20 protein-coding genes are annotated in these 21,974 nt (G+C 44.1%); 2 read left to right on the top strand and 18 right to left on the bottom strand.

Features of this window, described 5'->3' with window-relative positions; translation table 11 throughout:
- Nucleotides 1-79: 79 nt before the first annotated feature.
- Complete coding sequence (locus tag QU597_RS14780) at nt 80-925, bottom strand: SDR family oxidoreductase (RefSeq protein WP_310828724.1); 846 nt, start codon at nt 923-925, stop codon at nt 80-82.
- Between the two features lie 415 nt (nt 926-1,340).
- Between QU597_RS14780 and QU597_RS14775 the strand changes: the two genes are divergently transcribed.
- The gene (locus tag QU597_RS14775; protein WP_310828723.1) at nt 1,341-1,889 is read left to right on the top strand and encodes a TetR/AcrR family transcriptional regulator; all 549 of its coding nucleotides are present in this window, start codon (nt 1,341-1,343) and stop codon (nt 1,887-1,889) included.
- 65 nt (nt 1,890-1,954) lie between these two features.
- Here the strand turns inward: QU597_RS14775 and QU597_RS14770 are convergent, their stop codons facing one another.
- Nucleotides 1,955-2,776, bottom strand: coding sequence for an acyltransferase domain-containing protein (locus QU597_RS14770; protein WP_310828722.1), 822 nt, complete (start codon nt 2,774-2,776; stop codon nt 1,955-1,957).
- Between the two features lie 122 nt (nt 2,777-2,898).
- Between QU597_RS14770 and QU597_RS14765 the strand changes: the two genes are divergently transcribed.
- On the top strand, nt 2,899-4,116 hold the full coding sequence (locus QU597_RS14765) for an NAD(P)/FAD-dependent oxidoreductase (RefSeq protein ID WP_310828721.1): 1,218 nt from the start codon (nt 2,899-2,901) through the stop codon (nt 4,114-4,116).
- Between the two features lie 79 nt (nt 4,117-4,195).
- On the opposite strand, the gene QU597_RS14760 is transcribed toward QU597_RS14765, so the two are convergent.
- The 16 genes from QU597_RS14760 to ppsA form a co-directional block, all read right to left on the bottom strand.
- Nucleotides 4,196-5,188 (bottom strand): aldo/keto reductase, encoded by a 993-nt coding sequence (locus QU597_RS14760; protein WP_310828720.1) that lies wholly within the window; start codon nt 5,186-5,188, stop codon nt 4,196-4,198.
- A 63-nt stretch (nt 5,189-5,251) separates the two neighbouring features.
- Entirely contained in the window at nt 5,252-5,797 is a 546-nt protein-coding gene (locus QU597_RS14755) for an NAD(P)H-dependent oxidoreductase (RefSeq protein ID WP_310828719.1), read from the bottom strand.
- Between the two features lie 166 nt (nt 5,798-5,963).
- The gene (locus QU597_RS14750; RefSeq protein WP_310828718.1) at nt 5,964-6,881 is read right to left on the bottom strand and encodes a helix-turn-helix domain-containing protein; all 918 of its coding nucleotides are present in this window, start codon (nt 6,879-6,881) and stop codon (nt 5,964-5,966) included.
- A gap of 132 nt (nt 6,882-7,013) precedes the next feature.
- The gene (locus QU597_RS14745) at nt 7,014-8,204 is read right to left on the bottom strand and encodes a Ger(x)C family spore germination protein (RefSeq protein WP_310828717.1); all 1,191 of its coding nucleotides are present in this window, start codon (nt 8,202-8,204) and stop codon (nt 7,014-7,016) included.
- Nucleotides 8,194-9,606 (bottom strand): spore germination protein, encoded by a 1,413-nt coding sequence (locus tag QU597_RS14740; protein ID WP_310828716.1) that lies wholly within the window; start codon nt 9,604-9,606, stop codon nt 8,194-8,196. The genes QU597_RS14745 and QU597_RS14740 overlap by 11 nt, the downstream gene beginning before the upstream one ends.
- A complete protein-coding gene (locus tag QU597_RS14735) occupies nt 9,603-10,697 on the bottom strand; it encodes a GerAB/ArcD/ProY family transporter (RefSeq protein ID WP_310828715.1) in 1,095 nt (364 codons plus the stop codon). Before QU597_RS14735 ends, QU597_RS14740 begins: the two co-directional genes overlap by 4 nt.
- Before the next feature lie 358 nt (nt 10,698-11,055).
- Entirely contained in the window at nt 11,056-11,244 is a 189-nt protein-coding gene (locus tag QU597_RS14730) for a hypothetical protein (protein ID WP_310828714.1), read from the bottom strand.
- 87 nt (nt 11,245-11,331) lie between these two features.
- On the bottom strand, nt 11,332-12,576 hold the full coding sequence (locus tag QU597_RS14725) for an LTA synthase family protein (protein WP_310828712.1): 1,245 nt from the start codon (nt 12,574-12,576) through the stop codon (nt 11,332-11,334).
- A gap of 189 nt (nt 12,577-12,765) precedes the next feature.
- Nucleotides 12,766-14,118, bottom strand: coding sequence for an MATE family efflux transporter (locus QU597_RS14720; RefSeq protein ID WP_310828711.1), 1,353 nt, complete (start codon nt 14,116-14,118; stop codon nt 12,766-12,768).
- Nucleotides 14,119-14,257: 139 nt separating this feature from the next.
- A complete protein-coding gene (locus QU597_RS14715; protein ID WP_310828710.1) occupies nt 14,258-14,923 on the bottom strand; it encodes a MarR family winged helix-turn-helix transcriptional regulator in 666 nt (221 codons plus the stop codon).
- A gap of 225 nt (nt 14,924-15,148) precedes the next feature.
- Nucleotides 15,149-16,582 carry an MDR family MFS transporter gene (locus QU597_RS14710; RefSeq protein WP_310828709.1) on the bottom strand — a complete coding sequence of 478 codons (1,434 nt, stop codon included), beginning with the start codon at nt 16,580-16,582 and terminating at the stop codon, nt 15,149-15,151.
- 33 nt (nt 16,583-16,615) lie between these two features.
- Nucleotides 16,616-16,834 (bottom strand): SHOCT domain-containing protein, encoded by a 219-nt coding sequence (locus tag QU597_RS14705; RefSeq protein WP_310828708.1) that lies wholly within the window; start codon nt 16,832-16,834, stop codon nt 16,616-16,618.
- A 14-nt stretch (nt 16,835-16,848) separates the two neighbouring features.
- Nucleotides 16,849-18,174, bottom strand: coding sequence for a sensor histidine kinase (locus tag QU597_RS14700; protein ID WP_310828707.1), 1,326 nt, complete (start codon nt 18,172-18,174; stop codon nt 16,849-16,851).
- 7 nt (nt 18,175-18,181) lie between these two features.
- Complete coding sequence (locus QU597_RS14695; protein WP_310828706.1) at nt 18,182-18,880, bottom strand: response regulator transcription factor; 699 nt, start codon at nt 18,878-18,880, stop codon at nt 18,182-18,184.
- 95 nt (nt 18,881-18,975) lie between these two features.
- Nucleotides 18,976-19,239 (bottom strand): FAD/FMN-containing dehydrogenase, encoded by a 264-nt coding sequence (locus tag QU597_RS14690; RefSeq protein WP_310828705.1) that lies wholly within the window; start codon nt 19,237-19,239, stop codon nt 18,976-18,978.
- Between the two features lie 117 nt (nt 19,240-19,356).
- Nucleotides 19,357-21,972: a phosphoenolpyruvate synthase gene (gene ppsA, locus QU597_RS14685; RefSeq protein WP_310828704.1), complete on the bottom strand. Its 2,616-nt coding sequence runs from the start codon at nt 21,970-21,972 to the stop codon at nt 19,357-19,359.
- Nucleotides 21,973-21,974 lie beyond the last annotated feature (2 nt).

The raw sequence follows: 21,974 nt of genomic DNA, 5'->3' as shown, positions 1-21,974 counted from the left end.
GCAGATGCACAAACCAGCTGTCTTTGGTCGCGCCATGCCAATGTTTCAGATTAGGCTGAATACTGACCACATGTCCGACTTATTCACCTGCAGGAAAATCAGTAGAAGCTGCAAGTGCTGTCTGCGTTTCGAAATCGGCAAGACGTTTTTTGAGCGTTGAAATGGTGATTGACAGTGCTTGAGAGCCAAGGACCATTCGTAATGGTGCCTGCTCTATGTCAACGCTCTCGATGATACGGGTTGCCATTCGTACAGGATCGCCTGGGGCCAGCCCATTAGAAGCATCCAGCATGGTCAAAAAGCCATGTGCCGGGTTACCTTCGTATTCTGGCATTAGGTTTGCAACCTGTGCGCTGCCATAACGGAATTCAGTACGGGCGCCGCCCGGCTCCACCAATGTAACACCAATGTTAAAAGGTGCTACCTCTTGGGCAATAGACTCACAAAAGCCCTCAATACCAAACTTGGTTACATGGTACATCGAATTACCCGGAAATGCCACCTGTCCTCCATAGGTAGATAGCTGAATAATACGGCCACCGCCCTGACTCCGCAGATGCGGAAGAGCGGAACGGATAAGTTGGATAGATCCGGTTAAGTTGGTCGCAATGATGTGATCAACCTGGGCGTCAGAGAGTTCCTCGGCGGCCCCGAAAAGGCCATAACCGGCGTTGCTTACAACAACATCGATACGTCCAAACTGCTCAAAGGAGCTGTCAACCAGCTTTCGAATAGCGGGAACATCGGTGACATCTAGAATTTTGCAAGTAAAGGTATCAGGATATTTCTCGATAAGGTCAGCGACCTTGACTAGGTCACGAACCGTGCCGATCACTTTATCCCCCTTCTCAAGCAGTTGTTTAGTCATCTCATAACCAAAGCCACTGCTTACCCCTGTGATCATCCATGTACGATTACTCTCCATAACTTCCTCCTTATTCTGACTTTGCTGCTGCATCATTTACACACCGCAAAGCATTCAGACTACGCGGATAACCGATAAAAGGCAGGCATCAGATGCCACAATATATAAATTATGTTGCACATGTTACAACACCCTTTCTTTATAAAATATCACGGAGAACTGAAAAAATAATATTCATTATTACTTTAATGTTCATACGTCTATTATTATATTTGAATTAATGATTTTGCCTATTGTTGATTTCACTCAATTCGTATATTACTGAACTAATTCTATGATTCTGTTAATTATCATTAGAAATTCTCTTATAAAGAATTTGATAAAATATTGTACATTTGTTTATAATTATAAGTAAGTATAAAACTACTCTGTTATCAATTACGATTTATGACAAAAAGAAAGATCGGTGAACAACATGTCGAAAATCGACAGAAGAATTCTTAAGACGCAGGAAGCATTAAAAACAGCAATTATTGAACTAATGTCTGAAAAGAATTTTGACGATATAACCGTTCAGGATTTATCAGATAGAGCTAACGTCAGTCGTGGTACGATTTACCTTCACTATATGGATAAATACGACTTGCTGGATAAACTTATTGAAAGTCATATTAATGAACTCCGTAAAAGATGCAAAGCTGTAGCTGATGTGGATTTTGTAACAGGGTCCGTAATTTGGACAGAATATTTTGATCAGAATTACGCTTTTTTCTCCACGATGCTGGCAAGTAAAGGAGCAGCCTATTTCCGCAATCAATTTCTGGAGTTTCTTATTGAAGAGTTCAAAGACGAAGTGGATAACACAAAAGGAAAGAACAAAGGATTTAATAAGGAGCTTGTCGTTCATTTTCTGGCTTCTTCTTATGTGGGCGTAGTGGAATGGTGGTTTACGAATGAAAAACCTGTCCCGCATGAAGTGCTGGCCGAACAGCTCGGAGGTTTGTTGGAACGGATTTGTGAGTAATGAAGCCACCTGCAAAGGTGGCTTTATCTTTATTTAAATCTTTGTTTAATGAATACATCGAAGGATTAACCCTTCCAGGGGTCTTCCTTCAGTCTTCCTTTGGCTGCGCCAATGCAACCGCCTTCCAACAGATAGGTTTTGATTTTTGTCTGTAAGGATGTATGTTCCGGTAGTTCTTGTATTGGAATATCAGTTCTTCCATAAACCCATCTAATAGAGCTGTCGTTAGAATGATCTACATGCGTTAATTCGAATGCCTTTTGAAAGCCCGCTATGTTGGAGTTCTCAGGTAACAATTTGGTCAGGATAGGAGAAAGCAGCCAGGAATCACACACCATATCCGACTGTCCATACTCCGGATAATATCCGGCGAAAAATCCCCTGGCTTCCTCATATGACTTCCGCAGACTCTCACGCCCCAAATTCGCATCAGCGGGGATATGTATATTTATTAATTTCTCTTCTTCCTGCTCGATCATTTCATATTCAAGTGCACCAATTCGGTATTCGCGAAGTGAAATCTGTCTTGGAAACCACCAAGCCCACGTGAATGCATATGTCCCGTACAGCTTGTAATGTTCCTCTATGAATCGGGTACAAAACTTCATTGTATCTGTAAAAATGCGCTCGCTTATTCCTCTTTTTTCGTACTCCTTATGGGAATCTACTGCACGCAAAAGCATAAAAGTGAGCATTTTGGTCCCATCCGGATCCTCCCCAAGTACCCCGGCTATTTCTTTAACTCCCTTTCCCCAGGATGATGGGTCATAGAGGGCAGCAGAAAGCGACTCTGTTGTTCTCTCATCGAATTCGCCTGCAAATTCAAGTACTTTTCTTTTCATTGGATCCGGTAAGCAAATACGTTCACACACTTCTAGTAAAGTCATCTATATTCTCCTTTAGCGATCATTTAGCCGGCAGCCTCACCCATGATTATATACGTTTTGCATCGAGTCGCCGGAAAGTGTCCATACTAAGAATCGAAATATGAATAAGGGAGAGGCTTGATATGGACCTGCAAAGTGGTAAATTGTACTGGCCGACAACGGTTGTTAACCCCCCTTCGTATCCGAAGCTCGAAGAGGATATATCCTGTGACGTTCTAATTATTGGTGCGGGCAGCTCCGGGGCCCAGTGTGCAAATATCCTTTGTGAGCAAGGGATGTCTGTTGTTGTAGTCGACAAAAGAAAAGCCGGAGAAGGCAGCACCAGCAGCAATACCGCTTTGATTCAATATGCCGGAGAAAAAAGTTTTGTATCGCTGAGCCACTCTTTTGGTGAAGCGGTGGCTGCCCGTCATCTAAAACTATGTGAGCAGTCTATCACCGACATTGAGCGGGTTAGCGGTCAATTACCCATTGATCCGGATTTTATAAGACGGGACAGCTTGTATTACGCAAGCTCCAAGGAGGATATTTCTGAATTAACCGAAGAACATGCTCTCCTTAGGAAACACGGGTTTAAAGTAGATTTCTGGGATGCACAGATGATATCAGGCCATTATCCTTTTCACAAAGAGGCAGCACTGTACTATCATGATGATGCCGAGATGAACCCCCTTAAATTTGTTTATGGGCTGCTTGAGAAAGTAAAGTCACAGGGCGGACTGATTTATGAAAATACAGAAATAACAGGTAGACGCTTCGAACAGGACTATGCCCTGTTTTACACCAAAGAAAAGCGGGAAATCCGGGCCAGACATGTCATCATCGCGGCCGGTTATGAAGACAGCGACTTCAAAACTGAAAAAAATGCTACACTCTCAAGCTCCTATGCCGTCATTACGAAGCCGATCGCCGATTTTTCAAGCTGGCATAAAAGAACCTTGATATGGGAAACAGCACGCCCTTATGTCTATATGCGTACGACTGCTGACAACCGGGTGATTATTGGAGGAATGGATAAGGATACATCCTACGCTGAAACAAGGGATGCCAAAATCCTTGCAAGCAAGGACAAACTCATTAATGCGTTTAACCATCTATTCCCGGAAATTCAGGCCATACCGGAATACTATTTAGGTGCCTTTTACGGAGGAACGCATGACGGATTGCCTGTCATCGGCCAATACGAGACTTATCCTCATTGTTATGTCCTTATGGCATATGGAGATAACGGAACCGTATATAACGGAGTCTTAGCCAAAGTTGTTTCGGACAAGATACTAACTGGATCCAGCCCGGATTTGGAAATTTACCTGCAAAGCAGACCTCTTGTTACCCAGTAAGATGTATATAAAAGCGATAGGTAAGCCATTTAAAGGCTTTCTTATCGCTTTTATTCTCGTCATTTCAATAAGATAACATTTATTTAAAACCGGCATTTGCCCCATAGACCGGATGTGGTACATATGCATCTTCCAGTAATGATATTTCATCAGAGGATAAGGTAATTGAAAGCGCAGCTTTGGCATCCTCAAGGTGAGAGATTTTCGTAGCACCGATAATGGGAGCAGTAACCGGTTGTTTGTACAGTAACCAGGCAAGTGCAATTTGAGCGCGGGGAACGTTATGTTTCGCTGCAATTTGGGCAACCTGTTCAATGATTACCCGGTCGGCTTCTGCAGTCGCGTCATACTTAGCTTTTTGCACCAGATCGGTTTCTGAACGCTGTGTAGTTTCCTGCCAATCACGAGTCAACCGGCCTGAGGCAAGAGGACTAAATGGAATGACACCGATGCTTTCTTCCATGCATAGCGGCATCATCTCCCTTTCCTCTTCACGGTAGATCAGGTTATAGTGGTTTTGCATCGTTACAAACCGGGTCCAGCCATGTTTCTCGGCAACATGCAGTGCCTTTTGGAACTGCCAGGCAGCCATGACAGAAGCCCCGATGTATCTCGCCTTCCCGGCTTTTACTACATCATGTAATGCCTCCATCGTTTCTTCAATGGGTGTATGTTCATCCCAGCGGTGAATTTGATATAGGTCCACGTAGTCTGTTCCGAGTCGCTTGAGGCTCTTGTCAATCTCACTCATAATCGCCTTACGGGATAGCCCGGCACCGTTAGGGCCTTCATGCATGCGTGAAAAAACTTTTGTCGCGAGAACAATCTCATCCCGATTCGCATAGTCCTTTAGTGCACGGCCGACAATTTCCTCGCTCGTTCCTTCCGCATAGACATTTGCTGTATCAAAAAAGTTAATTCCGAGCTCCAAAGCTTTTTTTATAATGGGCCGGCTGTTTTCTTCATCAAGTACCCACTTATGAAATCCGCGACCGGGTTCACCAAAGCCCATACAGCCCAGGCAGAGCCGGGAAACATCCAAGCCGGTATTTCCAAGCTTCACATACTGCATCTGAATAATCCCTCACTTTCTGTACCCCTTATTGTCCTTTCACATCTCAACCTTACCGGTCTACTAATGTACTTCCTGGGCTGCAGCTTCAGGATTAAGCACATAAGCTAGATAGTCTTTTGCAGTCTGCTCTATTTGTTCGTCGGATAGCTGCATAACTCCATAGGCTTCATAAGGCGTCAGATAGCGAGTACCGATCATCCTGCTTGTTGCCTGAAGTGGCCGCAATAACTCAGTAAGAGTATAGTTGAAGGCACCATTATGTGTATAGGAATCTTCAGAAGCCCCCACGCTAACAGCAAGCAATAATTCCTTGCCATGTAGCTTGTTACCGGTGCTTCCATATGCCCATCCATAGGTAAGAACAGTATCTTCCCATTTTTTAAGCAAAGATGGTGTGCTGTACCAATAGAAAGGGAATTGGATTACGATGCGGTCATGTTGCTCTAGTAGTTGTTGCTCCGCTGTAACGTCGATCTCCTCATTGGGATAAGCTTCATAAACACGATGAACAGTTACACCGGCTTGTTTGTCCATTTCTTCCGCCCAGCGGCGGTTAAGACGAGAATTAGATAAGTTAGGGTGGAATACGAGTACTAATGTTTTCATTTAGAGTCTCTCCTTATTTCTGTTTAGTAATCTACTCGTTCTGCTGCTGATATAAGAATAACAAGAATACTCAGTCGTTTCTTTGCTCACAGGCTCATTTTGTTTGTTCATTTGGCTCATGAACGACAAAAAACGTTCCACGGTAATTACCGCGAAACGTTAACACTTATCTTATAATCTTCACTTCTTTCTCCTTCGGCTTAAACTTTAATCTAAACTCTGAAGGAGCGAGTCCGAACCGAAGCTTAAACACTTTGGAGAAATGGGCGATGTTCTCGAATCCGGTGGAATAACAAATATCGGTAATGGAAAGCGAAGTTTCTAATAACATGTTCTCAGCCTTGTCTAATCTCCGGTTGCGAATCCACTTCAGGGGAGAGGTATGATAGATTACCTGAAACTCCCGCTTGAACGTGGACAGACTTCGGCCTGACAAATAAGCCAGATCCTGAAGGGATACAGGATTAGTGAAATTCTCCTCCATAATTCTGCTGATACTGTTATTATCATTACTTCCCGGTTGCAGCAGCTGATACAAGAAACGTTCATTTGAATCTGCCAGATGAAACAGTAATTCCATCAGTTTGACCTTAACTAACCCGTCACTGACCTGTCCAGGTTTATCAAAATAAGGTTGCAAAGACTCGAAATATGTTCGGGTAAGATCATTAACCGGAATAATGGATACCGGAATCACATCACTCACAGGATAAATCGGCTTCACATTCGCAAACTGTACAAACTCCTCGAGTAATTTCTCGTTTAGGAAGAACATCATATAATCCAGCATGTACTCGGTACCGGGTTCTCCCGACTTGTCATACTCGATTAGAGTTGCTTTGTGAATAAACAACATTTCGTTACTCCGAACGGTATACTTGCGATCTCTGAAACGAACCGTATATATACCTGATTTCACGAACAGCAGCAAATGATCCTTCAGAAAGTACGATCCTTTCTTACCCTGTGTATGCAGGCAGAAAGTAATTACAGATAAGCCGTTCTGCTGTAAGCTTCCTATTTTATCCGGTGCATTGATCAGTTGTTGCGGTGCCTTGGCTGTTTTTCCGGTACTAATGGACATGAGGAGTTCCGCCTTTTTTAGCTTTTACCTATAGAATACCAGGAATCAAGAAAAGAAACTTTGCTGCGTAGCTCAAATTATTTGTCTGTTTAGTCCAAAATACTGATTTACGCTTAGCATCTCAGATGAATCTTAGTTTAACCTCCTAGTTTTCAAGTCCGACCGGGTTATTGCAACTCTGCTGAAAACCTCGATTTCAGCTTCTTTAAAATGACCGTTCCAATCTTTCTTCGCAAGCTTATACTGAGCATTGTGATGCCGGTTCATATACTCTCCGAAACCAAAAATGTCCACACCAAACTCTTTTTGTACACGGCTAATGGTGGATCTAACCTGTTCGTTCAGGTAATTAGACTCCAGCTGTTCCAGTTGTCGATACCCTGCCGCAGTATCAAGAGGTAAATCCGTATCAATGCTGCTCACATGGCCTTCTCCTGCAATAGATAATTTTACATGCGGGCGTCCGTTATTCAATGTTACATCAATGTTTGTGTGTATCGGGTTCATCCGAATCGTTGCGACACCTTGTTTGTTGTCAACCGGAACAGCAAAACTCGTTCCTGTAATCTTGTCTCTAATCAGGTTTAACAATCTTGTATCTGACACCGAAATAAAACCAATAAGCTTGTCCTCTCTGAACACGGCGGAACCTGCACATTTGACGATGGCTCTAGGAATAGATGACGTTGTGGCTTTGCTGTTGTCGCTGTTGTTAACGTCTCCTTCTATAGAAATTGCAGCGAGAACAGGCTCCCTTCCTTCATCCAACATTGCATCTGTATAGTTGTACAATGTACTTTTCGGAGTGCCGCCCCAAGAACGGTAAAAATGAATGATCTGCATTCTGAGCTTCCAGCTTGCATATTGTCCACTTGGATACATGATCTTAAGTACATTTGATGCCGGTGTATCTTTGGCAATCAGTAATAGCACGTCCTCGCGAACAAAGCGGGATCGCTGAAGAACATCAATAATCTGACTTAATCCTTTCCGCGCAATGCTTTCATCGATGACAACCATATGGATATGAGAGAAGATGATTTTCCGTTCAACCATCTCGTTCATGCGGGAAGAAGCTTCACTGATTGATTTTCCCTCCATGGTATATAGAAGTGTAGGAGGCCCTCCACTTCCGTTTTGTACTCTTTGCGCCTCGGCGGGATTTAACACTTCCATGGTGAGCTTTAACATTCCATTCTTCCCTGGCTCAATAGCCATTCCGGTTAACATGGAGGACTGGTTCACCTCCACCCAATCCCAGCAGCCGCTTAGAAGCAGACATAGGGTAGCCGCCATAATCAGAAGTAAACCTTTACGCAGCATTTCGCTCCCCCTTTTTCGCACGCTTCGTAAGACTGGATGTTAGATAGGGTATCCCGTAAGGTTCGATACGCGACAAGTGAATCAACAAAAACGCACACGCAAGGAAAACGCCAAACAAACCCAAGAGGGAACCAAGTATGATAAGCCCGTATCGGAATAAACGTATTCTTGCACCAAAGCTGTAGATTGGGGATACAAAACCTGAAATAACCGTTAACGAAACAACGATTAAGCTGACATTGGATACAAAGCCCGCCAAAACAGCAGCTTGTCCAAGTACCAGCGCGCCTGCAATCGAGATGGATTGCCCGATAATGCGCGGCATGCGGGTTCCTGCTTCTCTAAGGATTTCAAATGTGATCTCGAGCACCAAAACCTCAAAAACAACCGGGAATGGAATACCTTGCCGCTGGGCGGCTATGCTCGTGAGCAGCATGGTCGGAATCAATTCCTGATGATAACAAGTGATTGAGATATAGAGTGCCGGCATACAGAGTGAGATCAGTAAGGACAAATATCGCAGGTACCTGATAAAAACACCGAAGGAGAACCATTGGTAGACGTCCTCTGGTGATCTGAAGTAATCATTTAATAGTGAGGGAACCATTAGCACGAACGGACTACCGTTTACGATAACGGCGACACGCTTATCAATTAAACCATTACAAATATTATCTGGCCTTTCACTTGCATAGACGGTCGGAAACAACGAAAGTTCTTTGGACTGGAACAGGGTGTCAAGGTTGCTGGAAGCGAACAGACTATCCATTTTGTGCTGCTTAATTTTATCGCGGATTTGATTCAAGACTTCCTTCTCAACTAAGTCATCTACATAGGAGAGGTAAATGGACGTCTTGGTTATCTCGCCAAGTTCATATTTCTCAAAGCGTAGGTTTGAATTCTGAATCTTCCTCCGAATTAAGCTGATATTCGTCTCTGCTGATTCCGTGAATCCATCCTTAGGTCCAATGGCTACACTCTGTGTAGTCGGCTCAGTAACGGCGCGCGTTTCAAGTTCCTTGATATCAATCATTAAAACTTCTGTCATACCGGAGATATATAAAGCAGCATAACCTTTCATGATTAAGTCTGTGAAATGTCCTGGGTCATTTGATGCCTCCGTGGTTAGACCCGTCAAATACTGCTCTCGAATTCGATCAAGCCACTGGCTCTTTTGCAGTTTGTCCACGGGGCTCACAGCGTGAGTGAGTGGTTTTATAACATTATCCATTAGAAAAGCAGTATTAGTCATTGAGGTCAAATAGCTGAACACCCCTGCCTCCCCAAAAATCCTAATCGTTACGGATGCCAAATCAGAGGTTGCTCCCAAACGCCGTTCGATTTCCTCTTTTACAGACTCCATATGAATGCCGGTACTTGGCTTTTTTTCATCCGTAGTCATAATTCTTCTCCTTTCAGATTACGAATCCAGACAAGAAGCAGAGTAGCAACCGGAATTGCCAGCTGCATCGGTATATGTAGCCAGAAGATAACATGGTTCAAACCTTCCTCTATATGTTCGCCATAATTGTTCGTAACCAAAATGGAATAGCCGCCAATAAGGAACGCACATGGTAACGTGAACTTTGTAAAGCTTCTCTTAAATACAAACGCGGCACCCTTTGTGCCAGCGTATAAAAAGATCGAGCATTTTAGAAGAACACTAAAGAAGATGATAAACGCCACCAGTGCATCCATACGGGTAATAAAGTCGCCAATGTTGATTTGTCTTGCTGCGTCCAATAATGCAAAGACTGAGAATTTCATGTTCTCCTTCCCGAGTGTGCAGATCTGCAGGAGGCTAGAGAAGGTTAGCACGAAGCAACTGCAAATCATCGCGGCTAATCCCAGTACCCGAAATCGTCTCGGGTTACCGAGTCCATTCACAAATACGAGAAACACGATAATTTCTCCGTAGGGAAACCATATTGTGCTTTTCCATGTAGCATTGATAACAGGTGAGACCCCCTTGGAGAGTAGCGGAAGGATTCGTTCCGTATCCAATGATCCACTGAAACCGAGAAGTACCGCAAGCAGGAGAAAGAAAAAGATAACCATAACCGAAATGGGGATGGCTACACGGCCAATCGTGGATAGTCCTCCGGCTGAAGCATAAGCAATAACTAAAGTGAACAAAAGAATGAGCAATTCCTCAGGGGTATTCGCAAGAAGTGTTGTCTTGACTAACTCAATCATGTCGCGGATGTTCCGGGAGCCTATATATAAAAAATAAACGGTATAACCTAATACAAGAACCTGGCCCAGTAATCGTCCCCATATTTTATAAAGAAGCGAATACAGGTCATTACTCTTACCAGCCACTAATAAATGGGTATATAACAGGAATAAAGCGCAGGAAGGAACAAGGGTGATGAGGTCTACAATCCATGTGTCCTCTACCAATCGGGGAGTTCCGAAAATAATCGAGGTACCGAGCAGAAAGACAGTCACGATTGTAAATGTGTGAAAAGGTTGAAGGCGGGTAGTTTTCATTAAGGTCTCATCCCCTGTTTCTCGTCAGCATTAAGACTAAACGCCTGATAAAAGCTGAGTTTTTTAAGTCGGTTCCCCCTGCCGTTAACAGTGCAGCCCCAAGAAACCAACGAAATGAAGAATTTGAAGGAATGAAGTATAAGTGTAGCAATGCAGATTGGAATGAAACACGATATACTAATACGTCAAGGAACACCAGCAACACTGTCCCCATAATCGATAGAACGAAAATGCCAAGAAAAATCAATGCATCGTCCCCCCGTTCACTTGAGTTAATGTTAATATGATCCTTTGAACTCATTATTATGAAAATCAACTTTTAAAGCCGATCCTTTGTGGGATCGGCCTCATTTCATCCTTAATTTTGTCTGTTCTCAACAGATTTCATACGGTTTTGATCGTCAGGCAGCCGGTCATTACTGTTTTCCTGACCTGCTTCTACTTCACCGTGGCCGGAGACAGCCCGGGCAAAGTTTGTGAACTGCCTTTTTTCCTCATCCTGCTCATGCTTAAGCTTAAGAAGCTCTTGCGGATCCTGTGTTGTCATAAGGTTTAACCTCCTAAGATATCGAATCGATGTGTTGATTCGCACTACAGAAGTTTTCCATTATAACGCGGAGCTTATGCAAGAAATTCACAAACGCGGAATTCCTGCCCCCTCCCGAATAGGAAGTTGTTTAACATACTTGTCAGATTGCTTCATACGTTTAATAATTTCCTCGTATTCAGATCTGTAGGGCGCAATGTTATTAATTTTTTTGAAGCTTTTTATGGAGGTCGCAGTCCCGTCCTCAAACCCTTTTTTACCGGGTAGGAAGAGGATTTCATCATTTAAGAATGATCCGGTCGGCAAATAATACCGGATTCCTACTGTATTGTGCTTTGTATTCAGCAAATCTTGACCGAATGCTGTGAATCCTAAGCTTTTCAAATCAATTCCCATAATGTTCGCAACAGTAGGAAGGATATCCGTTTGCCCACCTGTAAGCTCAATTCTATGTCCGGAGCGTTTCCCCGGCAGATGAATAAGGAGCGGAATGTTTAATGTGCTGATCTGCTTGTGATAACGGATGCCAAAGGTCTGGCTGATCTTCTCGGGATTATATTTCTTTTTGCTTAATCCGAAATGATCCCCATATACGACCAGAACACTCTGGTTCCAAAGCCCGGCATGTTTAAGCTTCTCAATAAAGGTGCCAAGCGCATAATCAGCATAGTTAACAGCAGTAAGATAATTACCCAATAGTTTTCCGTTCAGGTCCGGGTTTAACTTCAATCTCCTGCTGGCCTTAGGTATATTAAAGGGAGAGTGACTCGATACAGTAACCAGTTGTGCATAAAACAGCTTGTTGTTTCTATGTAGTGACTGCAGCTTTTCGATAGCCACCGTATACAGTTCTTCATCGGAGGCTCCATAACGGTTAAAGATTTCTTGCTTAAAATAGGGTTTATCATAATACTTATCGAAGCCTAATGCCGGATACAACCGGTCCCGGTTCCAAAAGCTTACCTCATTCACATGGAAAGTGTTCGCAATATACCCCTTGGCGTGCAGTAGCTTTGCTATGCTTGGAATGTCCCGGTCAGCATACTTGGACGACATGGCTGGATCACCAACAGGGTAAATAGAAGTGTTGCTCGTAAATTCGGCATCCGAGGTATTCCCCCGCCCTATTTGTGAAAAAACATTAGGGAAATAGATGCTTTTGGCCGATAGCTTATTTAAATTTGGAGTGACTTCCTGCCCTTGGACGGATAGATTCACAAGAAAATTCTGAAATGATTCAAGCTGGACTACGATCAGGTTATATCCGTTACCAGCACCGAAGTAAGCCTTTTGACTGACCTTCTTATATTCATATATCTTAAAATCAGCCATACTGAAGAGAAACACCATCAGCAGTATAGCCGTTCTCCGGAAGATTAAATTACGTAGCATCTGATTCCCTTTCTTATACTTAATGCTGCTTTGCTTATTGTGGTTCTTACAGCTGTAATTATGCAGCTTGGAGTAAGAAACGAGAGGATCTCTGCTTCATTGATTGAAAGGCAATCATCCCACCCCATCCTATTGGGCTAAATGATCTAAATCCGGCTGCAATTTCGTACGCAGCATATAAAGCATGATCGCGCCGACAAGGAACGCTACGATATCCGAAATAACTAGCGACCACACCACCCCATGGAAACCATTCATCCGGTTGGCGATGTAGAGCACAGGAATCAGAGTAATGCCTTGAATGATTGACATCATAAACGCGGCGGTCCCTTGTGCTGTGGCCTGAAAGATTCCCGTAAATAACGACGTCATGCCTGTAATGAACAAGGACAAGAACGTCACATGCAGAATGTAGCTGCCCATTTCAATTAATTGCGGGTCATTCGTAAATAAACCAATTAAATGGTCCGAGATCAGATAGACGATCACGCCGAACACAACGGCTAACGCGACAATCGTTTTAATCGTGAATTGTATGGTATGCTTCATGCGCAATCGGTTTGCTGTAAAAGAGAAGGCAATGAGCGGTACGACTCCTTCGCTTAAGCCCATCAGAATTAACTCGGGAAATTGCAGTAGACGCGATGATATTCCAAATCCTGCTATTGCCTGCTCCCCATATTGGACAAGATAACGGTTGAAGATGAGTGACATTGCACCCATGAACATACTCATTACAAAGACGGGGACTCCAATTTTGAATACATTACTCAGAATTTCCTTGGAAGGCTTGAAATGTTTGATTGAAAGCGTTAAAAAACGGCTCTTTAAGCCTATATGGTAGGTGTAATAAGCACTCGCAACCAAGTTAGAAATGACCGTAGCAGAAGCTACGCCAATCACATCCCAATGGAAGACGAAGATGACCAGTGCATCAAGAATAATATTCACGACAACGCTAAGAAGCATACCAATCATGGATGTAATTGCTGCACCCTCCGAGCGTACGATATTCTCCAGCGTGAAGAATAATACGACGAATGGTGAACCCATGAGCATTATTGTGACATAGTCCTTGGTAAACCCGAAGGAGTCAGGCGTTGCCCCCAGGCCATGAACGATGGAATTGACCAGAGGAAGTCCAAGTGCCATGGCGATAAGTCCGATAACTAAACTGCTGTAAAAAGCGAATGAAGAAACATGCTTAACATCAGCATATCTTTTCTCTCCCAGCAGACGGGAGATGAATGCACTGCTGCCGACGCCAATCAAGTTGCCCAGTGCCATAATGACCGCGAATAACGGCAAGGTTAGGGCGAGTGCAGTTAACATGGCAGTGTTATTTAGGGTACCAATGAAAAAGGCGTTTAAGATGGAATAGATCACGCTCATTGACGTGCCTAGCATCATCGGTAAAGCGAAATGAGCTACAGCCTTTGCGACCGGTGCTTTTTCAAAGTAATGGAGATTTTCTGTATCCATAGGGATCACCACTTTCTTCATTTTTATCATTTATTTTTGGTGTCAAACAATTAGAATTCTAACTATGACAAATTAAATAAGGGCACCGCCTAACGGCTTTGGTAAGGCAGTGCCCTGCTGCTTATTATTAATATTCTGCTTATTTATCCTCAGGGTCCGGCGAATTTCTTCCATCCCTGGAGGGCCAGCCAAATCCCTGCATTCCACTGCCGAACCCTTCCCCGCCAAACCCCGGGAATCTTCTGTTAAAGCGTTCGTCTCCGGAATTTGCCCACATTCTGTGCATTTGTCCACGCATGGACATTAGCTTTTCTAATTCCTCAGCACCAATACGCTCCTTTGCAGCCTCCATCCAGCTTGCCATTTCGTCACGTTCTACGTCTGTTCCCAGTTCCTCCTCCAAAGCTGTACTCACGCGTACGAGATATTCCCCGAAGATAGCCTGCTCATCCTGGGATAAGCAAGAAAAGATGTCTCCGCTGTCTATTTCATGTTCTTCTTCGGTTTGCCCTTTGGACGTCAGATAAATCAGCATGATGCGTTTATCTGTTTCTGAGGGTTTACGGGTGATGTATTCGGCTTTCTCCAATTTTGCCAGCAATTCATTGAGGGATGATACACGGATGTCCAGCATATAGGATAAATCTTTGGTGCTGATCCCGTCCTTCATCCGGAGAAATGCCAGTATCCGGCCTTGCCCGCGGGACGTATCAGCCATAGGGCCAACAGCGGTGTGGGTTCTAAAATGCTTCCTCTGCAAAAGCCACTGCAGTTTAGCGAGTTTTTCGTACAGTTCAGTATTCATGTTCCTAATGGAGCCTCCTTAATGTGGATGATTCAAATATCCTTACGGTACCTGTTGATTCGATTATAACGGTACCTGTTAGAAAAGTCAAAATCTTTTTACAGGTACCGTCAGGATATTTCTTTGCTCTTCATTTATACAAAAAAAACAGCGGCAGACCAAGACGTAAAGTCATGGTCTGCCGCTGCTGTTTGAGTTGAATCAGGGGGAAGCCCCTGGGAATCGTTAATGCGGAGAGTTCATCATCGCGTGCTTTACGATTACGCGGCGAATGAAGAATCCGGTACAGAGGCCGATTAATGTAACAATCATCGCGAATATGAACACATTCTGGGAACCGAAGGTCAATGCTTTTGCTAATTCGGCCTGTTCTGTCGGTGCGGAGGAACTATGCAAGTAAGTCTGCATGCCGCCTGTAAGAATACTGATTGCGACAGCTGTGCCGATCGCCCCAGCGACTTGCTGCAGGGTATTCATAATTGCCGTACCGTGTGGGTACAGCTCAGGGGGCAGCTGGTTTAGGCCATTCGTTTGCGCCGGCATCCATACCATAGAGATCCCTACCATAAGTCCGACATGCAGCGTCACTAGGAAAGCCACCGAAGATACAACGGATATACTGGAGAAAAACCATAACGCTATCACAACAATAATGAGGCCCGAAATGACAAGTCCTCTCGGACCATATTTGTCGAACAAACGCCCCATTCGCGGCGATAAAATACCGTTCAGCGCACTGCCCGGCAGCAGCATGAGGCCGGCGGCGAATGCAGTTAGCCCCATACCGTTCTGCAGGAACATCGGCAGAATAATCATACTCGACAAGATGATCATCATACATGCCAGCACCAGAACCAATCCAACGATATACATCGGATACTTGAATACGCGCAGGTTCATCATCGGTTCACGCATCACATTCTGACGCAAGGCAAATAATACGAGCGCAATAAGCCCAATGATAATGGAGGACACGACAACTGCGCTGGTCCAGCCCCCTTCACCTTCCCCTGCTTTACTGAAGCCGAACACTACCCCGCCGAACCCGATTGTAGACAGTATGACAGATATTACATCGATGCGGGACTTCGTGACCTCGGTTACATTATCCAAATACTTCAGACCTACCAATAACCCCACGATCAAAAACGGAAGCGACAGCCAAAAAATATAATGCCAAGTGAAATATTCGATTAACAGACCTGCTACTGAAGGACCGGTTGCCGGCGCGAACATGATAACGAGTCCGACGAAGCCCATTGCCGCTCCGCGCTGCTCCGGCGGATATACAATAAGAATCGTATTGAACATGAGCGGTATTAACAGCCCCATACCCACCGCCTGTAAGACGCGAGCCAGCATCAACATTTCGAAATTAAATGCGAGTGCAGCAATTAGAGTACCCACGATTGAGCTGGCAAGCGAAGCGATAAACAGCTGTCTCGTCGTGAACCTCTGCAGCAACCACCCCGTCATTGGCATCAGTATACCGAGCGTCAGCAAGAATCCTGTCGTCAGCCACTGAGCGGTCGCCGCGGATATTTGGAACACATCCATTAAATTACTTATCGCAATATTAAGGGCAGTTTCGCTGAACATGCCGACGAACCCGCAGATCAGCAGCGACGCCATGATAGCCCTCGTATTGTATTTCTTCATTATTCGGTCTCACTCCTATACACAGGTTACGGATCAGTCCCGGAGGATCCTCTTCATCCGCAGATATTCTTCTTCCGTGATTTCACCCCTTGCAAATCGTTCATTCAAGATTCTCTCTGGAGTATTGTCATTAATATGCGATTCCCCTCCCCCCCTAACCCATTTTATTACCCAATAAACTACACCTAGTATCAGCAAAAAATTGATGACCAATCCAAAGATACCGAACCCAAAACCATATCCCATCATCATAGGGTCTCCTCCATTCATCGAACGATTGGGAGACGAACATGGACTGTAGTCCCCTTATGGATCTCACTTTCAATATAGATAGCTCCTTCATGAGCATCCACAATTGCTTTTACAACGGCAAGGCCTATTCCGGCTCCGCCAGTCTTCCGGTTCCGTGATTTCTCCCCGCGGTAAAAACGTTCAAAGATATAGGGAAGTTCCTCTTCAGGTATCCCCATCCCCGTATCAGATACAATAACGACGGCCTCTGTGTTCTCTTTTGACACTTCAATCTGAATCCGTCCAGAACTCGTATATTTAAATGCATTACTTATCAGATTCACGAAAACCTGAACCAGCCGCGAACGGTCCCCTGTGATCCAAACGTCATTTAAACTTATCAGGTCAGCTGAAAGCCCCTTCTGCCAAAACTGGCTGGATACAGTATTTAACGACTCGTCTACAATCTCGTTAAGAGATACGACCTCCGTCTTCAACTGAATCATGGGATTCTCTGCATTAGCCAGGTTTTCCAAATCACTGATAAGACGGACTAGCCGCAAAGCTTGGTCATGACACACCTGAATCTTCTCCGGTGTCGGCTCCCAAATACCATCCTGAAAGGCTTCCAAATGACTTTGTATTATTGCTATGGGTGTGCGAAGCTCATGTGCCACGTCGGCGGTCAGTGATTTCCGAAACTGCTCTTGCTTTTCAAGTCCGTCAGCCAAATGATTGAGTGCACGCCCCACATCATCGATCTCCGTATTATAATGTAAACCTTCAACCCGGGAAGTGAGATCTCCCTGCCTCATCCGCGAAGCAATATCTTTAATTTCTAAAAGAGGCTGGCTAATGCTTTTAGCCATATAGCGGCTAAACAGATACGTACCGGCTATAACGAGAAACATTGCAGCCCATAACAATATATTAAACATTCGCAGAAACTGCTGATTCAGACTCTGGGACGTTTTGTCCAATGATTGAAATTCTAATGTCCCCACCTGCTGATTGTCTTTAACAATTGATTTAGTAATGGTGTCTTGCTTCGGCTGAGAATTATGCATCCCCATTTGGCTGGTGTCCCAAATCAATTGGCGGTCTATGTCATAGACACGAACGATATATTCATTAACCATCGCCTGGTGCGAAATGATCATCCATACGTTTGGATCCCATTGGCCGGCAGACTCATGATATGCATCTTTTAGATCTTCCAGTAAACTTTGGATTTCCGCCTGTTCCTGGTTTTTCTGATATTGGTTGAATGAGATATTCATTACTATGTTAACGAGCAGGACAATGGACAGAAGCGCAGCAAGAGCCACACCGGCATGGGATATAAGTAGCTTTCTGCTCAATCCGCCTCTATGTAGCATCTGAATTCACCAAGAATTTATAACCTACTCCAAATACGGTACCGATAAAAAGAGGGTGTTTAGGGTCATCGCCAATTTTTTGTCTAATATTCTTAATATGAACATCGATGGTTCGCTCAAATCCTTCATAAGAATCACCCTGGGTAAGGTTAACCAGTTCAAGTCGTGAGAACACTCTCTTGGGATGCTTCGCTAAAATTTCCAGCAGCTTAAACTCCATAAGGGTAAGGGATACGGCCTCCTTATTCATCAACACCTCATAACGCTCTAAATCCATTGTTAAAGAGCCTTGGGCAAAGGACAGCCGTGATTGATTCCCTTGCTGGGGCGGGTTGGTTCTTCTTAATAGACTAATCACCCGAGCGAGCAGCTCTCTTGGGCTGAATGGTTTGGTAATATAATCATCGGCTCCAATCATTAGCCCGTTCACCATATCGTCTTCACTGCTTTTTGCAGTCAACATGAGAATGGGAACGTTAGATGATTTGCGGACTGTTCTGCATACTTCCTCTCCGGTCATATCCGGAAGCATCAAATCCAGCACGATCAGATCGGGCTGTAAGGTTTCAAAAAGATGAATTGCGCCTTTTCCTGTATCGGCTTCGTACACAATATATTTATTTTTTTCCAAATAAGCCTTAATGACCTGCAGGATATTTTCTTCATCATCCACCACTAAAATTTTCACGGACTCATCACCTACTTTGTTTGAAAAAATGAGATAGACCTCATTTCTTTGAGATCTATCTCATTTCTATGAGGTCTTATCTTATCATGATCGGATTAGAAGTTCATCATACTCCGGCCATGTTGGGCATTTTGCATCATTTCTGACATTCCCGTTCCGGATGAAGTGCTGCAATTGTCATGCATGTTCTTGATTTGATCCTCTGACAGGTTGGGGTGCATTTGTTTGGCGAAGGGCAGCATTTTCTTGAAGAATCCGCTGTCGTTAGTATCATTGTTTGCTGTTGCAGCATACGCGCCGGCGGTTCCAATTCCCATCACCAGTACCAATGCCGTTAAACCAATCCATAATTTCTTCATTTATATCTCCTCCTTATAGGTACACTATATAAAAGAGTTATGAAGAACAAATTTGCAGCTTATGAAGAAGTTATGAAGTTGCGAACAAAAGCTTGAATATGCTTACGGATAAGCTAGTTACAATATTTCAATATACCCTTCAGTTCCATTTACACGAATTTGTTGCCCGTCTTGGATCCGTTGGGTAGCATTCTCCACTCCGACAACTGCGGGTAAGCCATATTCGCGTGCGATAACTGCTCCATGGGTCATTAATCCGCCAACTTCGGTAACCAGGCCTTTTATGGATACGAACAATGCTGTCCAGCTGGGGTCAGTAAAGGAGGTCACGAGTATGTCTCCATCATCTAGATTGGCCTCTTCCATATGGATAATGACCCGTGCCCGTCCTTCTATTACTCCTGAAGATACTGGCAGACCTATAATAGCATCAGATGGTAAATCACCCCTTTTGTACTCACCTGTAATGATTTCACCATCAGATGTTATTACACGTGGCGGGGTTAGTTTTTCATATATTTTATACTCGTCTTTTCGTTTGCTGATCGTCTGATAATCCAGTTTATGGCTGCGAATGACTTCTTGAAGTTCTTCGTACGTAAGATAGTAAATATCTGCTTGTTCATGAATAACGCCTGCTTGTACGAGTTGCTCAGCTTCTTTCAATAAGGCTTGTTTATAAATGAAATACCGATTAACCATGCCATAATTGGGATATTCCCTATACCCGCTGAAATTACGGATACGGTCGATCATTACTTTGGTTTCTTTGGCTTTTTGCGCACCATCCGGTAATTGCAGCAGTCGCTCTAATAGCTCTTGCTCTTTGTTCAAGGCTTCCTGTAGACCTTGCTCAAATTTCCGCGTGCCGGCATTAGGCTCAAGGTTCTTAATGTTACCCAGAAGGATTGGGATCAGTATAGTCGGTTGTTCGCTCCAGCGGGTTCTGGTAATATCGATTTCTCCGGCACAACGCATTCCGTATTTGCTGAGATAATCATACAAAGCGTCTTGGACTTCCTGGCCGCCTTCAAGCTTAACCAGTTCATCCATGAAATAATCATCTTTAACACGCTGTAAATAGTCAATAACTTCCGGAAATGGCCGAATCACATCTGCGACTTCTAACAATGCAAGACCCATTTCCGAAGTAATATTGCCTGGTACAGATTGAGATAGGGTATCTGCAGCGTTTTTTTCACCTAACCATTCGTTCATCTTTTCATTGATCCATAGTGAAGCATCCATCGCAGCCGTAATCACAGCTGAACTTTGCTTGTCGAAGAGAATTTTCTTCAGCTCTTGTATGTCCTCTTGAATAAAGTCCATTAATTCTAATCCGGATTTCGTTTGGATCGTTTGTTTTAAAGCTTCTATTGATGTTTGGGTGTTTTTAATCAAATAGGGTACGATTTCAGGATCGATTTCACTCCGGGCTTGAAGACCTGAAGAGGACATTTCTGTATTACTTTTAGGGGGATTCAGCGTGTCCTTATCATTTCTTGGCCATATTTGTATAAAATCCCGCTTTATTATGGTCGAGATTGCATCATGAATGAGCGGCTCGTGTTGCCCAAAGGTATGTAATAACTTTTCCCGGCTTTCCGGTGAAGCCAGCATTTGTGTTACATCAACAAATAATCTTCCACCTGCTTTATAGCGGGGGCCAAAGGAAGTGAACTGGAAAATCGACATTCCGAGTGGTTTCAAAGGGTCCGTCATCATTTGCTGATGACCGACAGATACATAGACGTGATTGTCCGGGTCATTGGCTTCCGGGACCGGGTATAACGTAGTGATGGGCCGGCTCTGGACAATATAAAAGTTATCCTGGTCCAGACACCACTCGATATCCTGCGGGCAACCCAAATAAGCCTCAATCTGTCTTCCGATGCGTGCGAGCTGTAAAATTTGCTCATCCGTAAGTGTTTGCGTCTTCTGCAGATCGGGACCGATCTCACGGGTCACTGTCCCGCCTTCTTTTACCCCATAAATCGCCAGTTTCTTAGCTGCTATCCGTTTATTAACGATATCCTCTCCCTGTACTTTATAGCAATCAGCAGATACCAGGCCTGAGACCAAGGCTTCGCCAAGTCCCAAACTGGCATCGATGGACAGCAGCTTTCGGTTAGAAGTAACCGGATCAGCAGTGAATAGAATTCCTGAAGCCTGCGGGAGAACCATCTTTTGAACGATTACCGATAAATGAACTTGATGGTGATCAAATCCATTGAGTATACGGTAGATTACCGCGCGTTCCGTAAAAAGAGAAGCCCAACATTTGCGAATGTGCTGGATGATTGACTCTTTGCCGATGATATTCAGATAAGTGTCATGTTGACCAGCAAAAGAAGCGTGCGGTAAATCTTCAGAAGTTGCACTGGAACGTACTGCATAAGCGTGTTCTTCGCCAAGCTGGGAAAGTTTAAGAGTTACTGCTTTCACAACATCGGAAGGAATTTCGATTTCCAAAATGATGTCCCGAATCTTCCTGCTGATTTCATCAATCTGATTCCGATTATCTGCGTTTAGCATGGATAGCCGATTCAGTAAATCGTGATACGGTTCGTTATGTTCGAGGGCTTGTTGAAATCCCGCTGTTGTAACACAAAAGCCTTCGGGCACCTGTATTCCTTCCACTTTTGATAATTCCCCTAAGTGGAGCCCTTTTCCGCCAACGAGCAAAAGCTGCGTATTGTCCACTTCTTCAAAACCGATAACCAAAGCACTCATAC

Origin of the sequence: Paenibacillus pedocola (assembly GCF_031599675.1) — a bacterium.
Classification (GTDB): Bacteria; Bacillota; Bacilli; order Paenibacillales; family Paenibacillaceae; genus Paenibacillus_AQ; species Paenibacillus_AQ pedocola.
Note: the sequence above shows the minus strand (reverse complement) of the source record. Positions and strands in the feature narration are given on the sequence as shown.

What these genes read in the sequence shown, in the direction of transcription:
- QU597_RS14735 (WP_310828715.1), bottom strand. Translation starts at nt 10,697, where the DNA reads ATGAAAACTACCCGCCTTCAACCTTTTCACACATTTACAATCGTGACT.
- QU597_RS14690 (WP_310828705.1), bottom strand. Translation starts at nt 19,239, where the DNA reads ATGAAGAAATTATGGATTGGTTTAACGGCATTGGTACTGGTGATGGGA.
- QU597_RS14770 (WP_310828722.1), bottom strand. Translation starts at nt 2,776, where the DNA reads ATGACTTTACTAGAAGTGTGTGAACGTATTTGCTTACCGGATCCAATG.
- QU597_RS14730 (WP_310828714.1), bottom strand. Translation starts at nt 11,244, where the DNA reads ATGACAACACAGGATCCGCAAGAGCTTCTTAAGCTTAAGCATGAGCAG.
- QU597_RS14710 (WP_310828709.1), bottom strand. Translation starts at nt 16,582, where the DNA reads ATGAAGAAATACAATACGAGGGCTATCATGGCGTCGCTGCTGATCTGC.
- QU597_RS14740 (WP_310828716.1), bottom strand. Translation starts at nt 9,606, where the DNA reads ATGACTACGGATGAAAAAAAGCCAAGTACCGGCATTCATATGGAGTCT.
- QU597_RS14775 (WP_310828723.1), top strand. Translation starts at nt 1,341, where the DNA reads ATGTCGAAAATCGACAGAAGAATTCTTAAGACGCAGGAAGCATTAAAA.
- QU597_RS14720 (WP_310828711.1), bottom strand. Translation starts at nt 14,118, where the DNA reads ATGGATACAGAAAATCTCCATTACTTTGAAAAAGCACCGGTCGCAAAG.
- QU597_RS14705 (WP_310828708.1), bottom strand. Translation starts at nt 16,834, where the DNA reads ATGATGATGGGATATGGTTTTGGGTTCGGTATCTTTGGATTGGTCATC.
- QU597_RS14755 (WP_310828719.1), bottom strand. Translation starts at nt 5,797, where the DNA reads ATGAAAACATTAGTACTCGTATTCCACCCTAACTTATCTAATTCTCGT.
- QU597_RS14750 (WP_310828718.1), bottom strand. Translation starts at nt 6,881, where the DNA reads ATGTCCATTAGTACCGGAAAAACAGCCAAGGCACCGCAACAACTGATC.
- QU597_RS14760 (WP_310828720.1), bottom strand. Translation starts at nt 5,188, where the DNA reads ATGCAGTATGTGAAGCTTGGAAATACCGGCTTGGATGTTTCCCGGCTC.
- QU597_RS14725 (WP_310828712.1), bottom strand. Translation starts at nt 12,576, where the DNA reads ATGGCTGATTTTAAGATATATGAATATAAGAAGGTCAGTCAAAAGGCT.
- QU597_RS14745 (WP_310828717.1), bottom strand. Translation starts at nt 8,204, where the DNA reads ATGCTGCGTAAAGGTTTACTTCTGATTATGGCGGCTACCCTATGTCTG.
- QU597_RS14765 (WP_310828721.1), top strand. Translation starts at nt 2,899, where the DNA reads ATGGACCTGCAAAGTGGTAAATTGTACTGGCCGACAACGGTTGTTAAC.
- ppsA (WP_310828704.1), bottom strand. Translation starts at nt 21,972, where the DNA reads ATGAGTGCTTTGGTTATCGGTTTTGAAGAAGTGGACAATACGCAGCTT.
- QU597_RS14780 (WP_310828724.1), bottom strand. Translation starts at nt 925, where the DNA reads ATGGAGAGTAATCGTACATGGATGATCACAGGGGTAAGCAGTGGCTTT.
- QU597_RS14715 (WP_310828710.1), bottom strand. Translation starts at nt 14,923, where the DNA reads ATGAATACTGAACTGTACGAAAAACTCGCTAAACTGCAGTGGCTTTTG.